Annotated in this window: 18 protein-coding genes; all 18 read left to right on the top strand. The window is 51.1% G+C overall.

Going from position 1 to position 15,615, the window contains the following annotated elements; translation table 11 throughout:
* Window positions 1-78 precede the first annotated feature (78 nt).
* The 18 genes from spoIVA to aroH all read left to right on the top strand — a co-directional run bounded on the left by spoIVA (window position 79) and on the right by aroH (window position 15,606).
* Window positions 79-1,557 carry a stage IV sporulation protein A gene (gene spoIVA / locus PGL01S_RS10280; protein WP_127494186.1) on the top strand — a complete coding sequence of 493 codons (1,479 nt, stop codon included), beginning with the start codon at window positions 79-81 and terminating at the stop codon, window positions 1,555-1,557.
* Between the two features lie 299 nt (window positions 1,558-1,856).
* Window positions 1,857-2,978 carry a sugar ABC transporter substrate-binding protein gene (locus PGL01S_RS10275; RefSeq protein ID WP_127494184.1) on the top strand — a complete coding sequence of 374 codons (1,122 nt, stop codon included), beginning with the start codon at window positions 1,857-1,859 and terminating at the stop codon, window positions 2,976-2,978.
* Window positions 2,979-3,061: 83 nt separating this feature from the next.
* Window positions 3,062-4,576: a sugar ABC transporter ATP-binding protein gene (locus tag PGL01S_RS10270; RefSeq protein ID WP_127494182.1), complete on the top strand. Its 1,515-nt coding sequence runs from the start codon at window positions 3,062-3,064 to the stop codon at window positions 4,574-4,576.
* Complete coding sequence (locus tag PGL01S_RS10265; protein WP_127494180.1) at window positions 4,573-5,562, top strand: ABC transporter permease; 990 nt, start codon at window positions 4,573-4,575, stop codon at window positions 5,560-5,562. Before PGL01S_RS10270 ends, PGL01S_RS10265 begins: the two co-directional genes overlap by 4 nt.
* 164 nt (window positions 5,563-5,726) lie before the next feature.
* On the top strand, window positions 5,727-6,002 hold the full coding sequence (hbs, locus tag PGL01S_RS10260) for a non-specific DNA-binding protein Hbs (protein ID WP_127494178.1): 276 nt from the start codon (window positions 5,727-5,729) through the stop codon (window positions 6,000-6,002).
* A gap of 357 nt (window positions 6,003-6,359) precedes the next feature.
* Window positions 6,360-6,581: a trp RNA-binding attenuation protein MtrB gene (gene mtrB, locus PGL01S_RS10255; protein ID WP_127494174.1), complete on the top strand. Its 222-nt coding sequence runs from the start codon at window positions 6,360-6,362 to the stop codon at window positions 6,579-6,581.
* Window positions 6,582-6,715: 134 nt separating this feature from the next.
* A complete protein-coding gene (locus tag PGL01S_RS10250; protein WP_127494172.1) occupies window positions 6,716-7,273 on the top strand; it encodes a hypothetical protein in 558 nt (185 codons plus the stop codon).
* Between the two features lie 123 nt (window positions 7,274-7,396).
* Window positions 7,397-8,248, top strand: a complete 852-nt coding sequence (locus PGL01S_RS10245) for a heptaprenyl diphosphate synthase component 1 (protein ID WP_127494170.1) — start codon at window positions 7,397-7,399, stop codon at window positions 8,246-8,248.
* A gap of 20 nt (window positions 8,249-8,268) precedes the next feature.
* On the top strand, window positions 8,269-9,015 hold the full coding sequence (locus PGL01S_RS10240) for a demethylmenaquinone methyltransferase (protein ID WP_127494168.1): 747 nt from the start codon (window positions 8,269-8,271) through the stop codon (window positions 9,013-9,015).
* A complete protein-coding gene (locus PGL01S_RS10235; protein WP_127494166.1) occupies window positions 9,012-9,887 on the top strand; it encodes a UbiA-like polyprenyltransferase in 876 nt (291 codons plus the stop codon). Before PGL01S_RS10240 ends, PGL01S_RS10235 begins: the two co-directional genes overlap by 4 nt.
* A complete protein-coding gene (locus PGL01S_RS10230; protein WP_127494164.1) occupies window positions 9,881-10,510 on the top strand; it encodes a UbiX family flavin prenyltransferase in 630 nt (209 codons plus the stop codon). Before PGL01S_RS10235 ends, PGL01S_RS10230 begins: the two co-directional genes overlap by 7 nt.
* Window positions 10,507-11,364 carry a menaquinone biosynthesis protein gene (locus tag PGL01S_RS10225; protein WP_127494162.1) on the top strand — a complete coding sequence of 286 codons (858 nt, stop codon included), beginning with the start codon at window positions 10,507-10,509 and terminating at the stop codon, window positions 11,362-11,364. Before PGL01S_RS10230 ends, PGL01S_RS10225 begins: the two co-directional genes overlap by 4 nt.
* Window positions 11,365-11,368: 4 nt before the next feature.
* The gene (locus PGL01S_RS10220; RefSeq protein ID WP_127494160.1) at window positions 11,369-12,343 is read left to right on the top strand and encodes a polyprenyl synthetase family protein; all 975 of its coding nucleotides are present in this window, start codon (window positions 11,369-11,371) and stop codon (window positions 12,341-12,343) included.
* Between the two features lie 127 nt (window positions 12,344-12,470).
* Window positions 12,471-12,914, top strand: a complete 444-nt coding sequence (gene ndk, locus PGL01S_RS10215) for a nucleoside-diphosphate kinase (RefSeq protein WP_127494158.1) — start codon at window positions 12,471-12,473, stop codon at window positions 12,912-12,914.
* A 37-nt stretch (window positions 12,915-12,951) separates the two neighbouring features.
* Window positions 12,952-13,737, top strand: coding sequence for a CheR family methyltransferase (locus PGL01S_RS10210; RefSeq protein ID WP_127494156.1), 786 nt, complete (start codon window positions 12,952-12,954; stop codon window positions 13,735-13,737).
* Window positions 13,738-13,799: 62 nt separating this feature from the next.
* On the top strand, window positions 13,800-13,961 hold the full coding sequence (locus PGL01S_RS30805; protein ID WP_164775437.1) for a hypothetical protein: 162 nt from the start codon (window positions 13,800-13,802) through the stop codon (window positions 13,959-13,961).
* Between the two features lie 176 nt (window positions 13,962-14,137).
* Window positions 14,138-15,232 carry a 3-dehydroquinate synthase gene (gene aroB, locus PGL01S_RS10205; protein WP_127494154.1) on the top strand — a complete coding sequence of 365 codons (1,095 nt, stop codon included), beginning with the start codon at window positions 14,138-14,140 and terminating at the stop codon, window positions 15,230-15,232.
* 5 nt (window positions 15,233-15,237) lie between these two features.
* Window positions 15,238-15,606 carry a chorismate mutase gene (gene aroH, locus PGL01S_RS10200; RefSeq protein WP_127494152.1) on the top strand — a complete coding sequence of 123 codons (369 nt, stop codon included), beginning with the start codon at window positions 15,238-15,240 and terminating at the stop codon, window positions 15,604-15,606.
* Window positions 15,607-15,615: the final 9 nt, after the last annotated feature.

The raw sequence follows: 15,615 nt of genomic DNA, 5'->3' as shown, positions 1-15,615 counted from the left end.
ACGAGTTGCGTCGCTGGCCTGCCCTCTGAGTCCGGTGGAAGGCGGCGAACCGGAAAATCAATTGGGAGGGGATATTCAGTGGAGAAAGTGGACATTTTCAAGGATATAGCCGAACGTACCGGCGGGGATATTTACCTCGGGGTAGTAGGGGCTGTCCGTACGGGCAAATCAACGTTTATCAAGCGGTTTATGGAAACGGTCGTGCTTCCGAATATTGCAAGCGAAGCCGAACGCGTGAGAGCCGTTGATGAACTTCCTCAAAGCGCCGCGGGCAAAACAATCATGACAACTGAACCGAAGTTTGTACCGAATCAAGCGGTACAATTACGCGTCAGTGAAGGACTTGATGTAAACGTCAGGCTTGTGGACTGCGTTGGTTACGCCGTCGAAGGGGCGAAAGGCTATGAGGATGAGAACGGCCCTCGCATGATTACCACGCCTTGGTTCGACGAACCGATCCCGTTCCAAGAGGCAGCGGAGATCGGCACCAGAAAAGTGATTCAAGAGCATTCGACTCTTGGCGTTGTAGTGACAACGGATGGCTCCATCGCCGAAATCCCGCGCGCATCCTATGTAGAGGCAGAAGAGCGCGTGATCGGCGAATTGAAGGAAGTCGGCAAACCGTTCGTACTTATCATTAACTCCACACGTCCTCGCAGTGAAGAAGCGATTCAGCTTCGCGGGGAACTGCAGGCCAAATACGATATTCCGGTAATTACGATGAGCGTCGCGACAATGGGCGAAGAAGAAGTGATGTCCGTCCTGCGCGAAGTGCTCTACGAATTCCCGGTTCACGAAGTCAACGTTAATCTGCCAAGCTGGGTAATGGTTCTGAACGAGAACCACTGGCTGCGCAGCAACTACGAAAATTCCGTGCGCGATACAGTGAAAGATATTCGCAGACTGAGAGACGTCGACCGCGTTGTCTCGCAGTTCTCCGATTATGATTTCATTGCCAGAGCCGGCCTCAGCGGCATGAACATGGGCCAGGGCGTAGCGGAGATCGATCTCTTCGCGCCGGATGAACTGTATGACCGCATCCTGATGGAAGTGGTCGGAGTTGAAATCCGCGGCAAGGATCATCTGCTCCAGCTGATGCAGGAGTTCTCGCATGCGAAGCGGGAATACGACCGGTTCGCGGAAGCGCTCGAGATGGTTAAGGCTACAGGCTACGGGATTGCGGCACCTACGCTTGCGGAGATGGCTCTGGATGAGCCGGAACTCATCCGTCAGGGCTCCCGCTTCGGCGTTAGGCTGAAAGCGACTGCGCCTTCGATACACATGATCCGCGTGGACGTTGAGTCCGAATTCGCGCCAATCATCGGGTCGGAGAAGCAGACCGAGGAGCTGGTCCGTTATTTGATGCAGGACTTCGAGGCAGATCCGATCAAGATCTGGGAGTCCGACATCTTCGGAAGATCGCTCCATTCCTTAGTGCGGGAAGGCATCCAGGGCAAGATCGCCATGATGCCGGACAATGCGCGCTACAAGCTGCAGGAGACCCTCGGAAGAATTATTAACGAAGGTTCCGGAGGACTCATTGCCATTATCCTTTAAAGCTAGATTAAGAGGACGGTTGAACCGGCATAATGCCGGATCAGCCGTTCTTTTTGCGCTGTGCGGCGTTCAGCCGATGCTGTAACAAATTATTCATTGCAATTATCCGTTGTGGTTAATATAATGGCAATTGTTGAACGTTTCGATCTTTTTCGACATTTTCATTCGTGTTTGTCGAGTTTTTCCCATATTCGTGAAATAATACTTAAATTCCGATTGACATACTTGGTAAAAATGATATGATTACAAATAGATCATTTCATCTATCATTTTGGTTAGATAAAAAGGGAGAGAAGAACATGAAAAAATGGGGTAAACTTTCGTTAACGCTGCTTGTTGCTATCGTTCTTGTCATTGCATCGGCATGCGGCAACAGCAAAAACAACAACTCTGCTAATTCCGAGCCTAGCGGCAATGCGGCGGCTAACGCATCGGAAGCGCCTGCAGCATCGGGCAACAGCGAGCTTGACGCACTGAAAGGCAAGAAAGTAGCACTCGTAATGCAATTCAACACAGGCACATTTTCTTCGCAATACGTAGAAGGCGTGAAAGAGCAAGTTGAGAAGTTCGGCGGCTCTGTTCAAGTTTTCGCTTCCGATAATGACCTGGCTAAAATGTCTTCCAACCTTGACGCGGCTGTCAACCAAGGCTTCGACGGTATCCTGATCGACCATGGACAAGCCGGCGCTCTGGAACAAGGTATCAAGAAAGCACAAGAAAAAGGCATCAAAGTTGTCGTATTCGACGCAGACGTAAAAGTAGACGGCGTACCTGTTCTGCAGCAGGATGACCAATCGATGGCTAACCTTACGCTTGAACAGCTGGCTAAAGACGCTGGAGGCAAAGGCAACATCGTTAAAGTATGGGTAGCTGGCTTTGCTCCAATGGAACGCCGCCAAGTTGCTTACAAAGCATTCCAAGAGAAATATCCTGACATCAAAGAAATCGCGGCATTCGGTAACGCTAACAACCCAGCAATGGACACGCAAGCGCAAATGGAAGCGATTCTGAAGCAATATCCGAACAAAGGCGACATTACGGCTGTATGGGCGGCATGGGATGAATTCGCAAAAGGCGCCGCACGCGCAATTCAGCAAGCAGGCCGTACTGAAATTAAAGTATACGGTATCGACATGAGCGACGAGGATCTTCAAATGATCCAAGACAAGAACAGCCCTTGGATTGCTTCGGCTGCCGTAGATCCGAAAGATATCGGCCGCGTTCAAGTTCGTACCCTGTACAAAGAGTTTAAAGGCGAAGCTAACGATCCGATTACCGTGCTTAACGCCGTATACGTAAGCCGCGACGAGCTGCCAGCCGACAAAGTAAGCACAACTCAATTGTCCCAATATATCAATGGTTGGGGAAGCAGCACGCAAAACTATGAAGACTGGATGAAAGAGCTGGAAGGTTCGAAATAATCCAGAGGCTTAATGCTTGCGAAGCAAGAATGGCGACGCCATTCTTGCTTAGTCTTTAACGAAACGCTGGAGAGGTGCACAACATGAGTGTTGCAAAGCAATTGCAAATGAAGGGGATCCGGAAAGCCTTTTCCGGCGTCCCCGCCCTCCGCGACGTCGAATTTAACCTGCTAAGCGGCGAGGTTCACGCGCTGCTTGGTGCCAACGGCGCAGGCAAAAGTACCCTCATGAAAATTTTATCGGGTGCTTACAGCCAAGACGAAGGCACGATTACAATCGACGGGCGGCAAGTTCATATTGGTTCACCTGGGGATGCCAAACATTTGGGCATCCATTGTGTTTATCAGGAAGTCGACACCGCTCTTGTTCCGCAGCTGAGCGTGGCGGAGAACGTTATGCTTGACAGCATTTCCAGCAAAGGCAGCAGCCTATGGCTGAACTGGCGCAAGCTGGAGAAGCAGGCGGAAGCAACACTGGCGCGGCTTGGCGCATCGATTCCGGTCAAAAAGAAGGCAGGGGAGCTGACGCTCGCCGAGAAGCAGCTTGTGCTTATTGCCAGATTGCTGACGGAGAAAGCAAAATACGTTATTTTCGACGAACCGACCGCACCGCTGAGCCTGGAAGAAGCGGAGCGGTTATTCCGTGTTATCGGGCAGCTCAAAGAGGAAGGAATCGGTATCGTATTTATTTCCCACCGGCTTCCGGAAGTATTCCAGCTCTGCGATCGCATTACGGTTATGCGCGACGGTGAGCGCGTGTTGACCGAGTCCACTTCAGCGTTAACGATTGATGACGTAGTTCAAGCTATGCTGGGCCGGGTTTTCGAGGAAGAATTTCCGAAAACGGAGGTTCCGATCGGTGATCCGCTTCTCGAGGTGTCGGGCGTTACGCGCGGCCATCATGTCCGCAATGTAAGCTTTAATGCCCGCAGCGGTGAAGTCGTTGCCATTGTTGGTCTAGTCGGAGCCGGCAAGACAGAGCTGTCGAGAGTTTTGTTCGGCGCCGATAAGGCAGATAGGGGTAAAGTGACCATCGCGAAGAGGGCCGTTAACAACAGCGAACCGGCGGATGCCATAGCCGGCGGCATTGTGCTGGTGCCGGAGGAACGGCGGAAGCAGGGCATTCTTGTAGGAGAATCGGTTCAGAACAACTTAAGCCTGCCGATTCTGAAGCTGCTGACGAGAAGCGGGTTCCTGTCGGGGAAGAAAGAGTCGAACAACGCTGCCGCGATTATCGGGAAGCTCGGGATCAAGACCTCTTCTCCCAATCAGAAAACCGGTCAGCTGAGCGGTGGCAACCAACAGAAAGTTTCCATAGGCAAGTGGCTTCCCACCGGTGCGGAAGTCTACCTGTTCGATGAGCCGACAAAAGGCGTGGATATCGGCGCAAAAAGCGATATTTTCCGGATTATCGGATCACTCGCCGAGCAAGGAAAAGCAATTGTTTACTTAACATGTGAATTTGCAGAAGCGATGGGTATCGCCGACCGAATCCTCGTCATGTGCGACGGCGCAATAGTGAAGGAATTTGGCCGGGGCGAAGCCACGCAAGAGCTGCTGATGCTTTATGCAAGCGGCGGCAAGGAGGAGCAGGCATGAGAGAGAAGTCACTAGATTTCATTTTTAAATTCGGATCATTACTTGTTATTGCCTTAGTCATCCTATTCTTCTCGATGTGGGATGAGCATTTCTTTACGTACGCGAATTTATCGGATATTTTGCGGTCTATTTCGATTACGACCTTCGTTGCGATTGGCGTAACCTTCTCTCTGACGGTTGACGGCTTCGACTTGTCGGTAGGCTCTACCGTATCGTTAACTACGGTTGTCACGGCCGCTTTCATGGTCTGGTACGAGCAGCCGGTTGTCGTCGTTATTATTGTTGCTCTATTGATTGGCGCATTGGTAGGTTTGTTGAACGCGCTTCTGATCGTCAAAATCCGCATTCCGGACATGCTGGCCACATTGGCGGTCATGTACATCGTTGGCGGTATCCATAAGACCTATACAAAAGGTTATTCGATCTACAACAACATGCCGATGCCTGACGGGTCTACCGCACCGGGCAAGTTCAGCGATTCGTTCCTGTGGCTTGGCCAAGGCAAACTGCTTGGCATCCCGGTTCCGGTGGTGCTCATGATCATTGCCGTTATCGCGGTTCACCTGTTCTTCAAATACACCCGCTGGGGACGCCAGATGTATACAACGGGCGGCAACGAAGAGGCTGCGCGGCTGTCGGGCGTTCGTGTGCGCCGTATCCGTACGTTTGCTTACATCGCTTCCGGTATTTTTGCGGCTATCGGCGGCATTCTGTATGCGGCGCGTGTCGGAACGGGCCAGATTGATGCCGGCGCTCCAATGATGATGGAATCGGTCGCTGCCGTCTTTATCGGTTATTCCGTGCTTGGCGCGGGACGTCCTAACGTAATCGGTACGTTCTTTGGCGCGATCCTGATCGGCGTGCTTCTGAACGGCATGACGATGATGAAAGTACAGTACTATGCCAACGACATTGTCAAAGGCGTAGTTCTTGTCCTTGCGCTTGCCGTTACCTTCATTCATTTGTCCAGAAGACGAAGCGGCTAAAAAGAAAAATGGATGAAAGTACGCGGAACCTCTATAGGCTACTTGAAATTGGAAATCGGCTGTATTACTATAAGTTTGTTTGATGTTGAGGTATATTTTTCAAGTTTTCAGTAAATAAGAGGGATAAGATGACTCTTCATTTGCCTTTAGGGGAGGTGAAACAAATGAACAAAACCGATTTGATTAACAAAGTGGCTGAACTGTCCGATCTGTCGAAGAAGGATGCAACGAAAGCGGTTGATGCCGTATTCGAAGCCATCTCCGATGCCCTTCAAAGCGGAGACAAAGTACAACTGGTTGGCTTCGGTAACTTTGAAGTTCGCGAACGCCAAGCCCGTAAAGGACGCAATCCGCAAACAGGCGAAGAGATTGATATCGCTGCAAGCAAAATGCCTGCATTCAAGCCTGGCAAATCTCTTAAAGACCTCGTTTCCAATTAATTGCTTTCGTATAGCGCCCGAACGCCAACGCGTCCGGGCGCTTTCGTTTTTCGGTCGTATTGCCAAGTCTTGCATGTCGGAGCCGGTCTATAGTATAATCGAGCCCGATGCTAGAGCAGTCATCGCGGTGAGCGGCGAATGCTTACGAAGTAAGAATTATCACAATTGGCTGAAAGGAAGCAAATTGTGTGACAATTCTTTAAAGCAAATGCTTTCGAAGCAATGAAGTCCTCACAATATGCCTTAACATGGCAAAATGAAGTGATGATTCATTAAGCGAATGCTTACGAAGTAAGAATTATCACAATTGGCTGAAAGGAAGCAAATTGTGTGACAATTCTTTTTAGGAGGGTTAAGATGGAGCCGAATCAAGGCGATTACATCGTTATCAAAGCGAAGGATCAAGGCGTTCAGGTGATTGGCCTCACGCGTGGTCAGGATACCAAGTTCCATCATACGGAGAAGCTGGACAAGAATGAAATCTTGGTTGTTCAATTTACGGATCATACATCGGCAGTCAAAATCCGCGGCAAAGCTTCCGTCATGACCAAGCACGGTACGGTGGATACAGACCAGTAAAACATTGCTCGGACAAACTCCCTCGCGCATAATATGCGCGTTGGGAGTTTTTTTGTGCATAGCTTGGCAGCATCGGTTGTAAAATGGGATATAAGGGATTTTTGGAGCGTTTACTAGGATCGGAGGATTCCGTTATGCGAAAGGCCTATTTGACGGCGCTGGGAGCGGCGCTTGCGGTAACGGCGGTGATTGGCCTAATGCCTCATTCCGGAATCGGTCCGGGTAAGGGAAAAGGCGAGGTGGCCGTCTTTCATCCCTCCGAGATGAAGAGGCTGACAAGCAGCAATCTGGTTGATGCCATCGTTGGCCTGCAGCTGAGCGGAAGAGTAGGCAAGGTGCAGTGGACCCAGGCCGTGCTGACCGTTGAAATGCGCGCAGACGACGAGAAGCAGACGGAGCGTTGGTACAGGGATATGGAGAAACTGATCAGACTGTCTTTCACCCAGATGGAAAACGTAAATCGGCTGCTGATCCGCTATGTCGACTCCAAATCGGACGGCCAGCTGCTGTTTGCGGCAGATGTCCGCAGAAATGACAATTGGCTTGGCGAGAACTTTAACGAGTTAAGCGACGCCGATCCTCTGCATGACGAGCTGTGGAGGAAGCGTCTGAGAATCGCGTATACCTCCTTGCTCGAAGAGAGGTTGGGACCAATTGATACCTATTCTACCGTACCCCTTCCAGCTTCCTGACGGAGTTGTAGCCAAATATTGAACAATTTGACCTTGGCGGCTTGTTTCGTATGCTCATGACCTAAAGTTGTGCTATAATAGTTTAGATTATTTAGCGGCAATATCTGTTCGGAGGCTTACCCCATGAAACCTTATCGTATCAACGAACTCGCATCCAAGTATGTCGAGTATGACATGATTCAAACTTACACCGAGCTGCCTGCTTTTCCCGACCCGAGGCTAAGGCTGCTTCATGCCGTGTTAAGCGAGCATGAATCCCTGGAGCCTAAGAGCGAGCTCTACTCTCTTGTTGTATCGCTGGTACAGCTGGGGATGGATACGCATGACCTGATCGACACGGAGGAGACCCGGCGCTCAGAGAACGAGATGAGGTCAAGACAGCTGAAGGTACTGGCCGGCGATTACTTCAGCAGCCGTTTCTATCAGCTTTTGTCTCAAGCCGGGCAGATCGGAATGGTATCCAAGATCAGCGCCGCGGTATGCGAAGTAAACCGATTGAAGATGGATCTTTATACCAAGATGCAGAAATCCCAATTGAAGGCCGAAGAGTATTTGAACAAGCTGACGGAGCTGAGGAGCGAGATGTTTCAGCTGTTCAGCGGTATGATGGAAGGCGCGTTCGTGAAGCTTTGGCCGGAGATGCTGGAGGATGTAAGCCGTTGCGAGACGGTTTTGGATGAAATGAATCGCTTTGATTCACCATCCCGGTTTTATCAAAGCTGGGCTTATTGGCATGTCATGCAGGAAGGCACGCCGGAAGAACAGCAAAGCCTCTCCCGGAAGACGGAGCATTCCTTTATTCATGACCTGCGGGGCAAATACGAGCTTCAAAGCAGCCTGGTCTCCAAGCTGAAAGCCGCTTCGGACAGTCTCCGCAGCACGGCGGCAAAGCTGGAGTCCGACCGGCTGAAGAACGTCATTCAGGAATTGGCGGATTCCTTCCTGGAGAAGATGGCAGCCCACACCAGGGCTTAACGAAACGAGGGATATGACAGATGAATGCAAACACAAGCTCTGAATCAAGTTCAAGCTCCAGCTCGAAAGAACATGTGCATGCGCTATTCGAGAACATAGCGCCCAAATACGATATGATGAACGATCTGCTCAGCTTCCGCAGGCATAAGGCGTGGCGGAAATTTACGATGCGCAAGATGAGCGTGCAGCAAGGTCAGACCGCACTGGATTTGTGCTGCGGTACTTGCGACTGGACGATAGCGCTTGCGAAAGCGAGCGGCACGGGTCAGGTTACGGGACTCGACTTCAGCCAGAACATGCTGGACGTCGGTGCCGTCAAGGTGAAGGGCGAAGGCTTGAATAAGCAGATCACGCTTGTGCAGGGCAACGCGATGGAGCTGCCTTTTGCCGATAATTCCTTCGATTTTGTTACGATCGGCTTTGGACTTCGCAACGTTCCGGATTACTTGCAGGTGCTGAAGGAAATGGAACGGGTCGTGAAGCCGGGCGGCAAGGTGGTATGCCTCGAGCTTTCCAAGCCGTTGTGGCAGCCATTCAAAGGCATGTATTACTTATACTTTGAACGGATGCTGCCGATGCTCGGCAAATGGGTGGCGAAGCGCTTTGACGAATATAAGTGGCTTCCGGATTCCTTGAAGCTGTTCCCCGACGCCAACCAGTTATCCGAACTATTCCGGCAAGCCGGGCTTCGTGAAGTACAAGCCTATCCGCTTACTGGCGGAATCGCGGCACTTCACATCGGTACAAAGGAGAAATCGCAGCAATGATTCGCAAACTACGCATTATTTTGGAAATGATAAAATTTGAACATTCCGTATTTGCTCTTCCATTCGCTTTTCTGGGAGCCGTTCTCGGCACGTTAGCGGTGGAGAAGCGATTGCCTTCCTGGGGCGAGATTGGCTGGATTGCGCTTGCGATGGTGGGTGCCCGCAGCGCGGCCATGAGCCTGAACCGGGTTATCGACAAAGCAATCGACAAAGCCAACCCGAGAACGGCGCAGCGGGCATTGCCGGCAGGCTTATTGAAATCGTTCGAGGTTATCTTATTTATTATCGTTTCCTTTGCTTTGTTGTTTGTAGCAGCGGCAAACCTGGATCCCATCGCGATGAAGCTGATGCCAATTGCGGTTGTGATGCTGGTTCTGTATTCTTATATGAAAAGAGTTACCTGGCTCTGCCATGTATTCCTTGGACTTACGATCGGCTTGTCTCCGCTTGGGGGCTGGGTTGCCGTAACGGGGTCGCTGAATGCCGCGGCATGGGTATTGTATTTCACCGTTGCCCTTTGGATTGCGGGCTTCGATATCGTATACGCAACGCAGGATTACGAGTATGACCGCGACAGCGGACTTCATTCGATTCCCGCGCGATTTGGTCTCTCCGGCGCTTTGTGGATCGCTAGAGGCTTCCATGTAATAACGGCAATAGGGTTCTTCGCTTTGTTCTGGATGACCGAATTGAGCTGGGTGTACCTCATTGGCACGGTCGCATCGATTCTGATGCTCTTCTACCAGCACTGGCTGGTAAGACCAAATGATCTGTCCCGCGTGCAAATTGCCTTCTTCGGCATGAACGGAACGCTGAGCGTTGTGTTGTTCGTATTCGCGATGTTTGATCTGCTGGTGGTGCACCAATGGTAGAAGCAAGCGGCGCAACAAGACCTAAACGCTGGGTAGTCGGTATAACCGGGGCTAGCGGGGCCATCTACGGAATCCGGTTGATCGAAGAACTGCTTCAAGCGAATTACCTCGTTCATGTCGTCGTGACGGAAGCGGGATGGCGGGTATTGAAAGAAGAACTTGGCTGGGATACATCTCGCCGCCAAGCTGCATTGGAGCATCGGTTCGGTGAAGCCGTAACGGCTGGCCGGCTGGTCTTCCATCCGAATGCCGATATCGGCGCCAGCATCGCAAGCGGCTCCTTCCAGGTTGAAGGCATGGCGATTGTGCCTTGCTCGATGGGTTCTCTCGCTTCGATGGCGCGAGGCATTTCGGACGACTTGCTGACACGCGCGGCGGACGTCATGCTGAAGGAAGGTCGCAAGCTTATTATTGTTCCGCGCGAAACGCCTTTGCATGCTATACATTTGGAGAACATGCTTACGCTTGCCCGGCTTGGGGTAAGAATCATTCCGGCAATGCCGGCCTTTTATTATAAACCGCAATCGATGGATGAAATGATTAATTTCCTTGTCGGCAAAGTGCTCGATAGCATGTCGATCGAGCATCAATTATTCAGAAGATGGGGAGATGACCTTACATGACGGGCAGACTGAATCCACTCCGAGTCGGCCGGATTGATTATGCGAACGCATGGCCGCTTTTTCACTATTTAGAGGATTATACCGAGCATGCCGGCATCGATATCGTGCTGAAGGTGCCGGCGGAACTGAACCGGTTGCTGCGTGAAGGGGAGATCCAGGTTTCGGCCGTATCTTCCTTTGCTTACGGGATGAACGACAAGGATTATGTCCTTCTCCCGCATTTATCGGTAGGGTCGGAGGGTAAAGTAAATTCAATCCTTCTATTCCTTAAACAACCGATCGGGCAGTCGTCACCGCAGCGAATCGCTGTTACGACAACGTCGGCTACGTCGGTCAACCTGCTTAAAATATTAATGAAAAAGTATTACGAGCTTGATCCGGTATACGAACCGGCCGAGCCTGATCTTGACCGGATGCTGGAATGGGCCGACGGCGCTCTTCTGATCGGCGATCCCGCTATCCGGGAGTCTTGGGAAGACAAAGGCTTGACCGTTATTGATCTCGGTGAAGTGTGGAATCAGTGGACGGGACTTGCGATGACTTACGCCGTTGTAGCTGCCCGCAAGGAAGCGGTGGAACAGTCGCCGGAAGCTTTCGAGCGATTGTTCAAGGCGTTTACGGCCAGCAAGGAGAAAAGCGTAGGAGATCTTACGCCGCTTATCCAGAAGGCTATGGAGCAGCTTGGCGGCGATCCGGCTTATTGGCAAATGTACTTCACTTGCCTAAATTACGACTTTGGACCAAAGCAGCAGGAAGGCCTTGCGTTGTATTTCCGCTATGCCAGCGAGCTTGGCTTGCTCGATCACTACGTGAACCTGCATTTTTATAAAGAAGAAACTCTGCCGAACAGGTGAAAGAATGAAACTATTAGACATTTTTGCAAAGTTGAAAGGCGATATGTCCCGAATCGAGCAAGAGCTGGAGCGAAGCATTTCGTTCGGCGACGAGCTGCTTAGCGAGACGTCTCTTCACCTGCTGAAGGCAGGGGGGAAACGGCTGCGCCCCGTATTTGTGCTTCTTGCGGGCAAATTCGGCCAATACGACCTTGATAAACTGACGAAGGTAGCCGTGCCGCTTGAACTCATCCATATGTCTTCCCTGGTGCATGACGATGTCATTGACGATGCATCCACTCGGCGCGGTCAGCTAACCGTCAAATCCAAATGGGATAACCGGATTGCCATGTATACGGGCGATTATATTTTCGGCAGGGCGCTCACGATAGTAACAGAGCTGGATGATCCGTTTATCCATCAGATGCTCTCGAAATCTCTCGTACAGATGAGCATTGGAGAGATGGAGCAAATCCGGTATTTCTTCAATACCGAACAAACGATTCGCGATTATTTGCTGCGCATTCGCCGCAAGACGGCGCTGCTGATCGCGATCAGCTGTCAGCTTGGAGCGGCTGCGGCAGGCGCGGACCGGGCGACGCTCAACCGTCTGTACCGTTACGGTTACAATGTCGGGATGACCTTCCAGATCCGTGACGATATGCTGGATTTATTCGGCACCGAGAAGCAGATCGGCAAGCCTCCGGGCTCGGATATCCGACAAGGAAACATTACGCTGCCCGTCATTCTCGCCTTGAAGGATGACAAGGTGCGCGAACCTTTGCTGGAGCAAATTCGGATTATCCGCGAGCATAACGGGAATGTTGATACCAAACCGGCTATTTCGCTGATCAAAAGCAGCAAAGGCATTCAGCTGGCTGACCAGCTGGCGAATGATTACATCAAAAAAGCTTTGGCCGCTTTAGAGGGATTACCGGGTATTGGAGCGAAGAAGAATCTGATTGACATTGCGCATTTCGTAGGTAAGCGTAACTACTAGGGGATGCGGTGCTTGAATTTGTTCCACACCATTCTTTTAGCGGATGCTTACGAAGCAAGAATTGTTTCACAATCGTTAAGCAGAGCTTACGAAAATGTTCCACACAATTCTTTTAGGAGGTAGCGTTATGGAAAGAACCTTTTTGATGATTAAACCAGATGGTGTACAACGCGGCCTTATCGGAGAGATTGTGTCGCGGTTTGAACGCAAAGGCTTGAAGCTGGTTGCCGCCAAATTTATGGTTGTGAGCAGAGAACTTGCGGAAACCCATTACGCCGAACATCAAGGCAAGCCCTTTTACGAGCCGTTGCTGAACTTTATTACCGCCGGGCCGGTCTTTGCCATGGTATGGCAGGGGGATAATGTTATTGCCCTCACTCGCGCCATGATTGGCAAGACGGATGCGGTAGATGCATCTCCAGGCACGATTCGTTCGGATTTTGCCGTACATACGAATTTGAATTTGATTCACGGTTCGGATTCCCCGGAAAGCGCCGCAAGGGAAATCGCTAATTTCTTCTCGCCCGAGCAGCTGGTGGAATACGAACATACCGTGCAGCGTTGGATCTAAGCCATACATAACGCTGTAGTTACAACAGGAGGCGTCCATGTCGGTGGATCTGGATTTCGATCTTTTTATCCAAAGAATGAAGGCTAAGACCAATATTGATTTGTCGCAGTACAAAGAAGCCCAGATGAAGCGCCGTCTGACGACGCTTCGCCAGAAGCACGGCTACCAGACGTTTGAGGCTTACTGGAAAGCGATCGAGCAGGACCGGAGTTTGCTGAACGAATTTTTGGACCGGATGACCATTAACGTGTCCGAATTCTGGAGGAACCCGAACCGGTGGGAAGTGCTGCAAAGCCACTTCCTGCCGGAAATGCTTCAGCGGGGAGAGAAGCTGAAGGTATGGAGTGCCGCTTGTTCGACGGGGGAAGAGCCGTACACGATCGCGATGATTCTGTCGGAGCTTGACGCTCTTGCCAAAACGTTTTTACTTGCGACTGACCTGGATTCCGTTGTATTGCAAAAAGCGAAGGAAGGGCAGTATCTGGAACGATCCTTGCGGGATGTTCCGGCTGCCTACAGGCAGAAGTATTTCGAGCCGGATCATGGAATGTACGCGGTATCGGATAAGCTTAAAAACGCGATTACGTTTAAACAGCAGAATCTGCTTTACGATTCCTTTGAGCAGTCCTTCGATCTGATCGTCTGCCGGAACGTCATGATTTATTTCACGGAAGAAGCCAAGCACTTATTATATCAAAAATTCGCAAGCGCGCTTCGGCCCGGCGGACTTCTGTTCGTCGGAAGCACCGAGCAGATTTTCTCTCCTTCCCAATATGGCTTTGAATCGGCCGATACCTTCTTCTACAGAAGAATTACCGGCTGATGTATACCGATTTCCATCCGCTCCAATACTAAGGACAACCGATCTTTAATTGGAGGATGAAAATGGACAAGCGACAAGTGATTCATGCTTACCGAAGCGGGATCATATCCATTCAAGAATGCGCTCAAATTCTCGGTCTGGACAGCCGTCAGCTCCCTAATCTGATGAGTCAGATGGCAGTGAAGGCAGACCGCGAAACAAGCAAGCGCTTTGTGAACAGCTAACGCTTTCCATAGCCGCCCGAAAGGCGGATGCCGGGGCTAGAAATGGCTTTGGCATCCGCCTTTTTACGCATTTAAGAGGTGGTGCATTTCTTGTCAAAGACTGAAGCCTGTACTATAATGAGCAAAGATGTTTACATAAAAAGCCCGGAATATGAACAGTTAGGATGGTAGAGATCATGCGCGAACTGAAAGTTGAGCTAGGCGAACGCTCTTATCCCATTTATATCGGTGAAGGTCTTTTGCAGGAGGCGGCAGCGTATTTCAAGAAGCATCAGATCAGCCTGAAATCGCCGATGCTTATCATTACGGACGAACACGTTGCCCCTCAATACCTGGAGCCGCTCGAAAGTACTCTTCGTGAAGCAGGTTTTACAGTAGCTAGTGCGGTTGTTCCTGCAGGCGAAAGCTCCAAATCGCTCTCCATGCTGGAAAGCCTCGTGACAAAAGCGCTTGAAGCCGGCCTTGACCGGAAGTCGACGATCGTTGCGCTTGGCGGCGGCGTTGTAGGGGATCTTGCCGGGTTTGTGGCAGCTTCCTATATGCGCGGCGTTAAGTTTGTACAGATTCCAACAACGATTCTTGCCCACGATTCAAGCGTTGGCGGCAAGGTAGCGGTGAATCATCCGCTTGCGAAGAACATTATCGGCGCATTCCATCAGCCCGAGATGGTGCTTTACGATCTGAATACGCTGCAGTCGCTGCCTCCGAGGGATGTCAGCGCGGGCTTATCGGAAGTTGTGAAGCACGGGTTAATCTGGGATGCGGAATTTACGGCATGGTGCGAAGAAAATGCGGAGCGCTTGCTCGCGCTTGAACCGGATGCGCTTGGCTACGCCCTTTACAAAGGCTGCAGCGTTAAGGCAGCCGTTGTCTCTCAAGATGAGCGCGAGAATGACCTGCGCGCGATTCTGAACCTTGGCCATACAATCGGCCACGCGCTGGAAGCGGTAGCCGGCTATGGCGAGCTTTTGCATGGGGAAGCCATCTCCATCGGCATGATCGGCTCGGCGAGACTGGGATTGCGCTACGGCGCGCCGGAAGAGGTGTATACGACCACGAAGCGCGTATTGTCCAAGGTAGGTCTTCCGGTGAAGCTTCCTGCGCATTACGACGTGGATGCGATTATGGACGCGATGATGCATGACAAGAAATTCAGCGAGAGCACGATGGTATTCGTAGTGCCAACAGAGATCGGCAAAGTGGAAATCAAGAAGGATGTTCAGTCCGCATGGGTAAGGGACATCGTTGAGCAATTGAAACTGGAGGCGTAAAAGGGATGACAGTTAGAGGGATTCGCGGTGCCATTACCGTCGACGTAAATGAGAAAGAGCCCATTTTACAGGCAACGCTTGAGCTGCTGCAAGAGGTTGTGAAACAAAACGATATCGTACCGGATGATATAGCGAGCGTGTTTATTACCGTTACGCAAGACTTGGACGCTACATTCCCGGCTATTGCGATCCGTCAGATGAGCGGCTGGGATCTTGTGCCTTTAATGTGCGCGCTGGAAGTGCCGGTGAAAGGCAGCCTTGAGCGCTGCGTTCGTTTTATGATTCATCTGAATACGGACAAAACTCAAGCCGAGATTAACCACGTCTATCTTGGAGGCGCGCGCGTGCTTCGTCCGGATTTGTCAAAATCCTGATTGACGCGT

The sequence above is a fragment of the Paenibacillus glycanilyticus NBRC 16618 genome (assembly GCF_004000805.1).
In the GTDB taxonomy this organism is placed as follows: Bacteria; Bacillota; Bacilli; order Paenibacillales; family Paenibacillaceae; genus Pristimantibacillus; species Pristimantibacillus glycanilyticus.
This window is presented reverse-complemented; position numbering and strand designations above follow the sequence as displayed.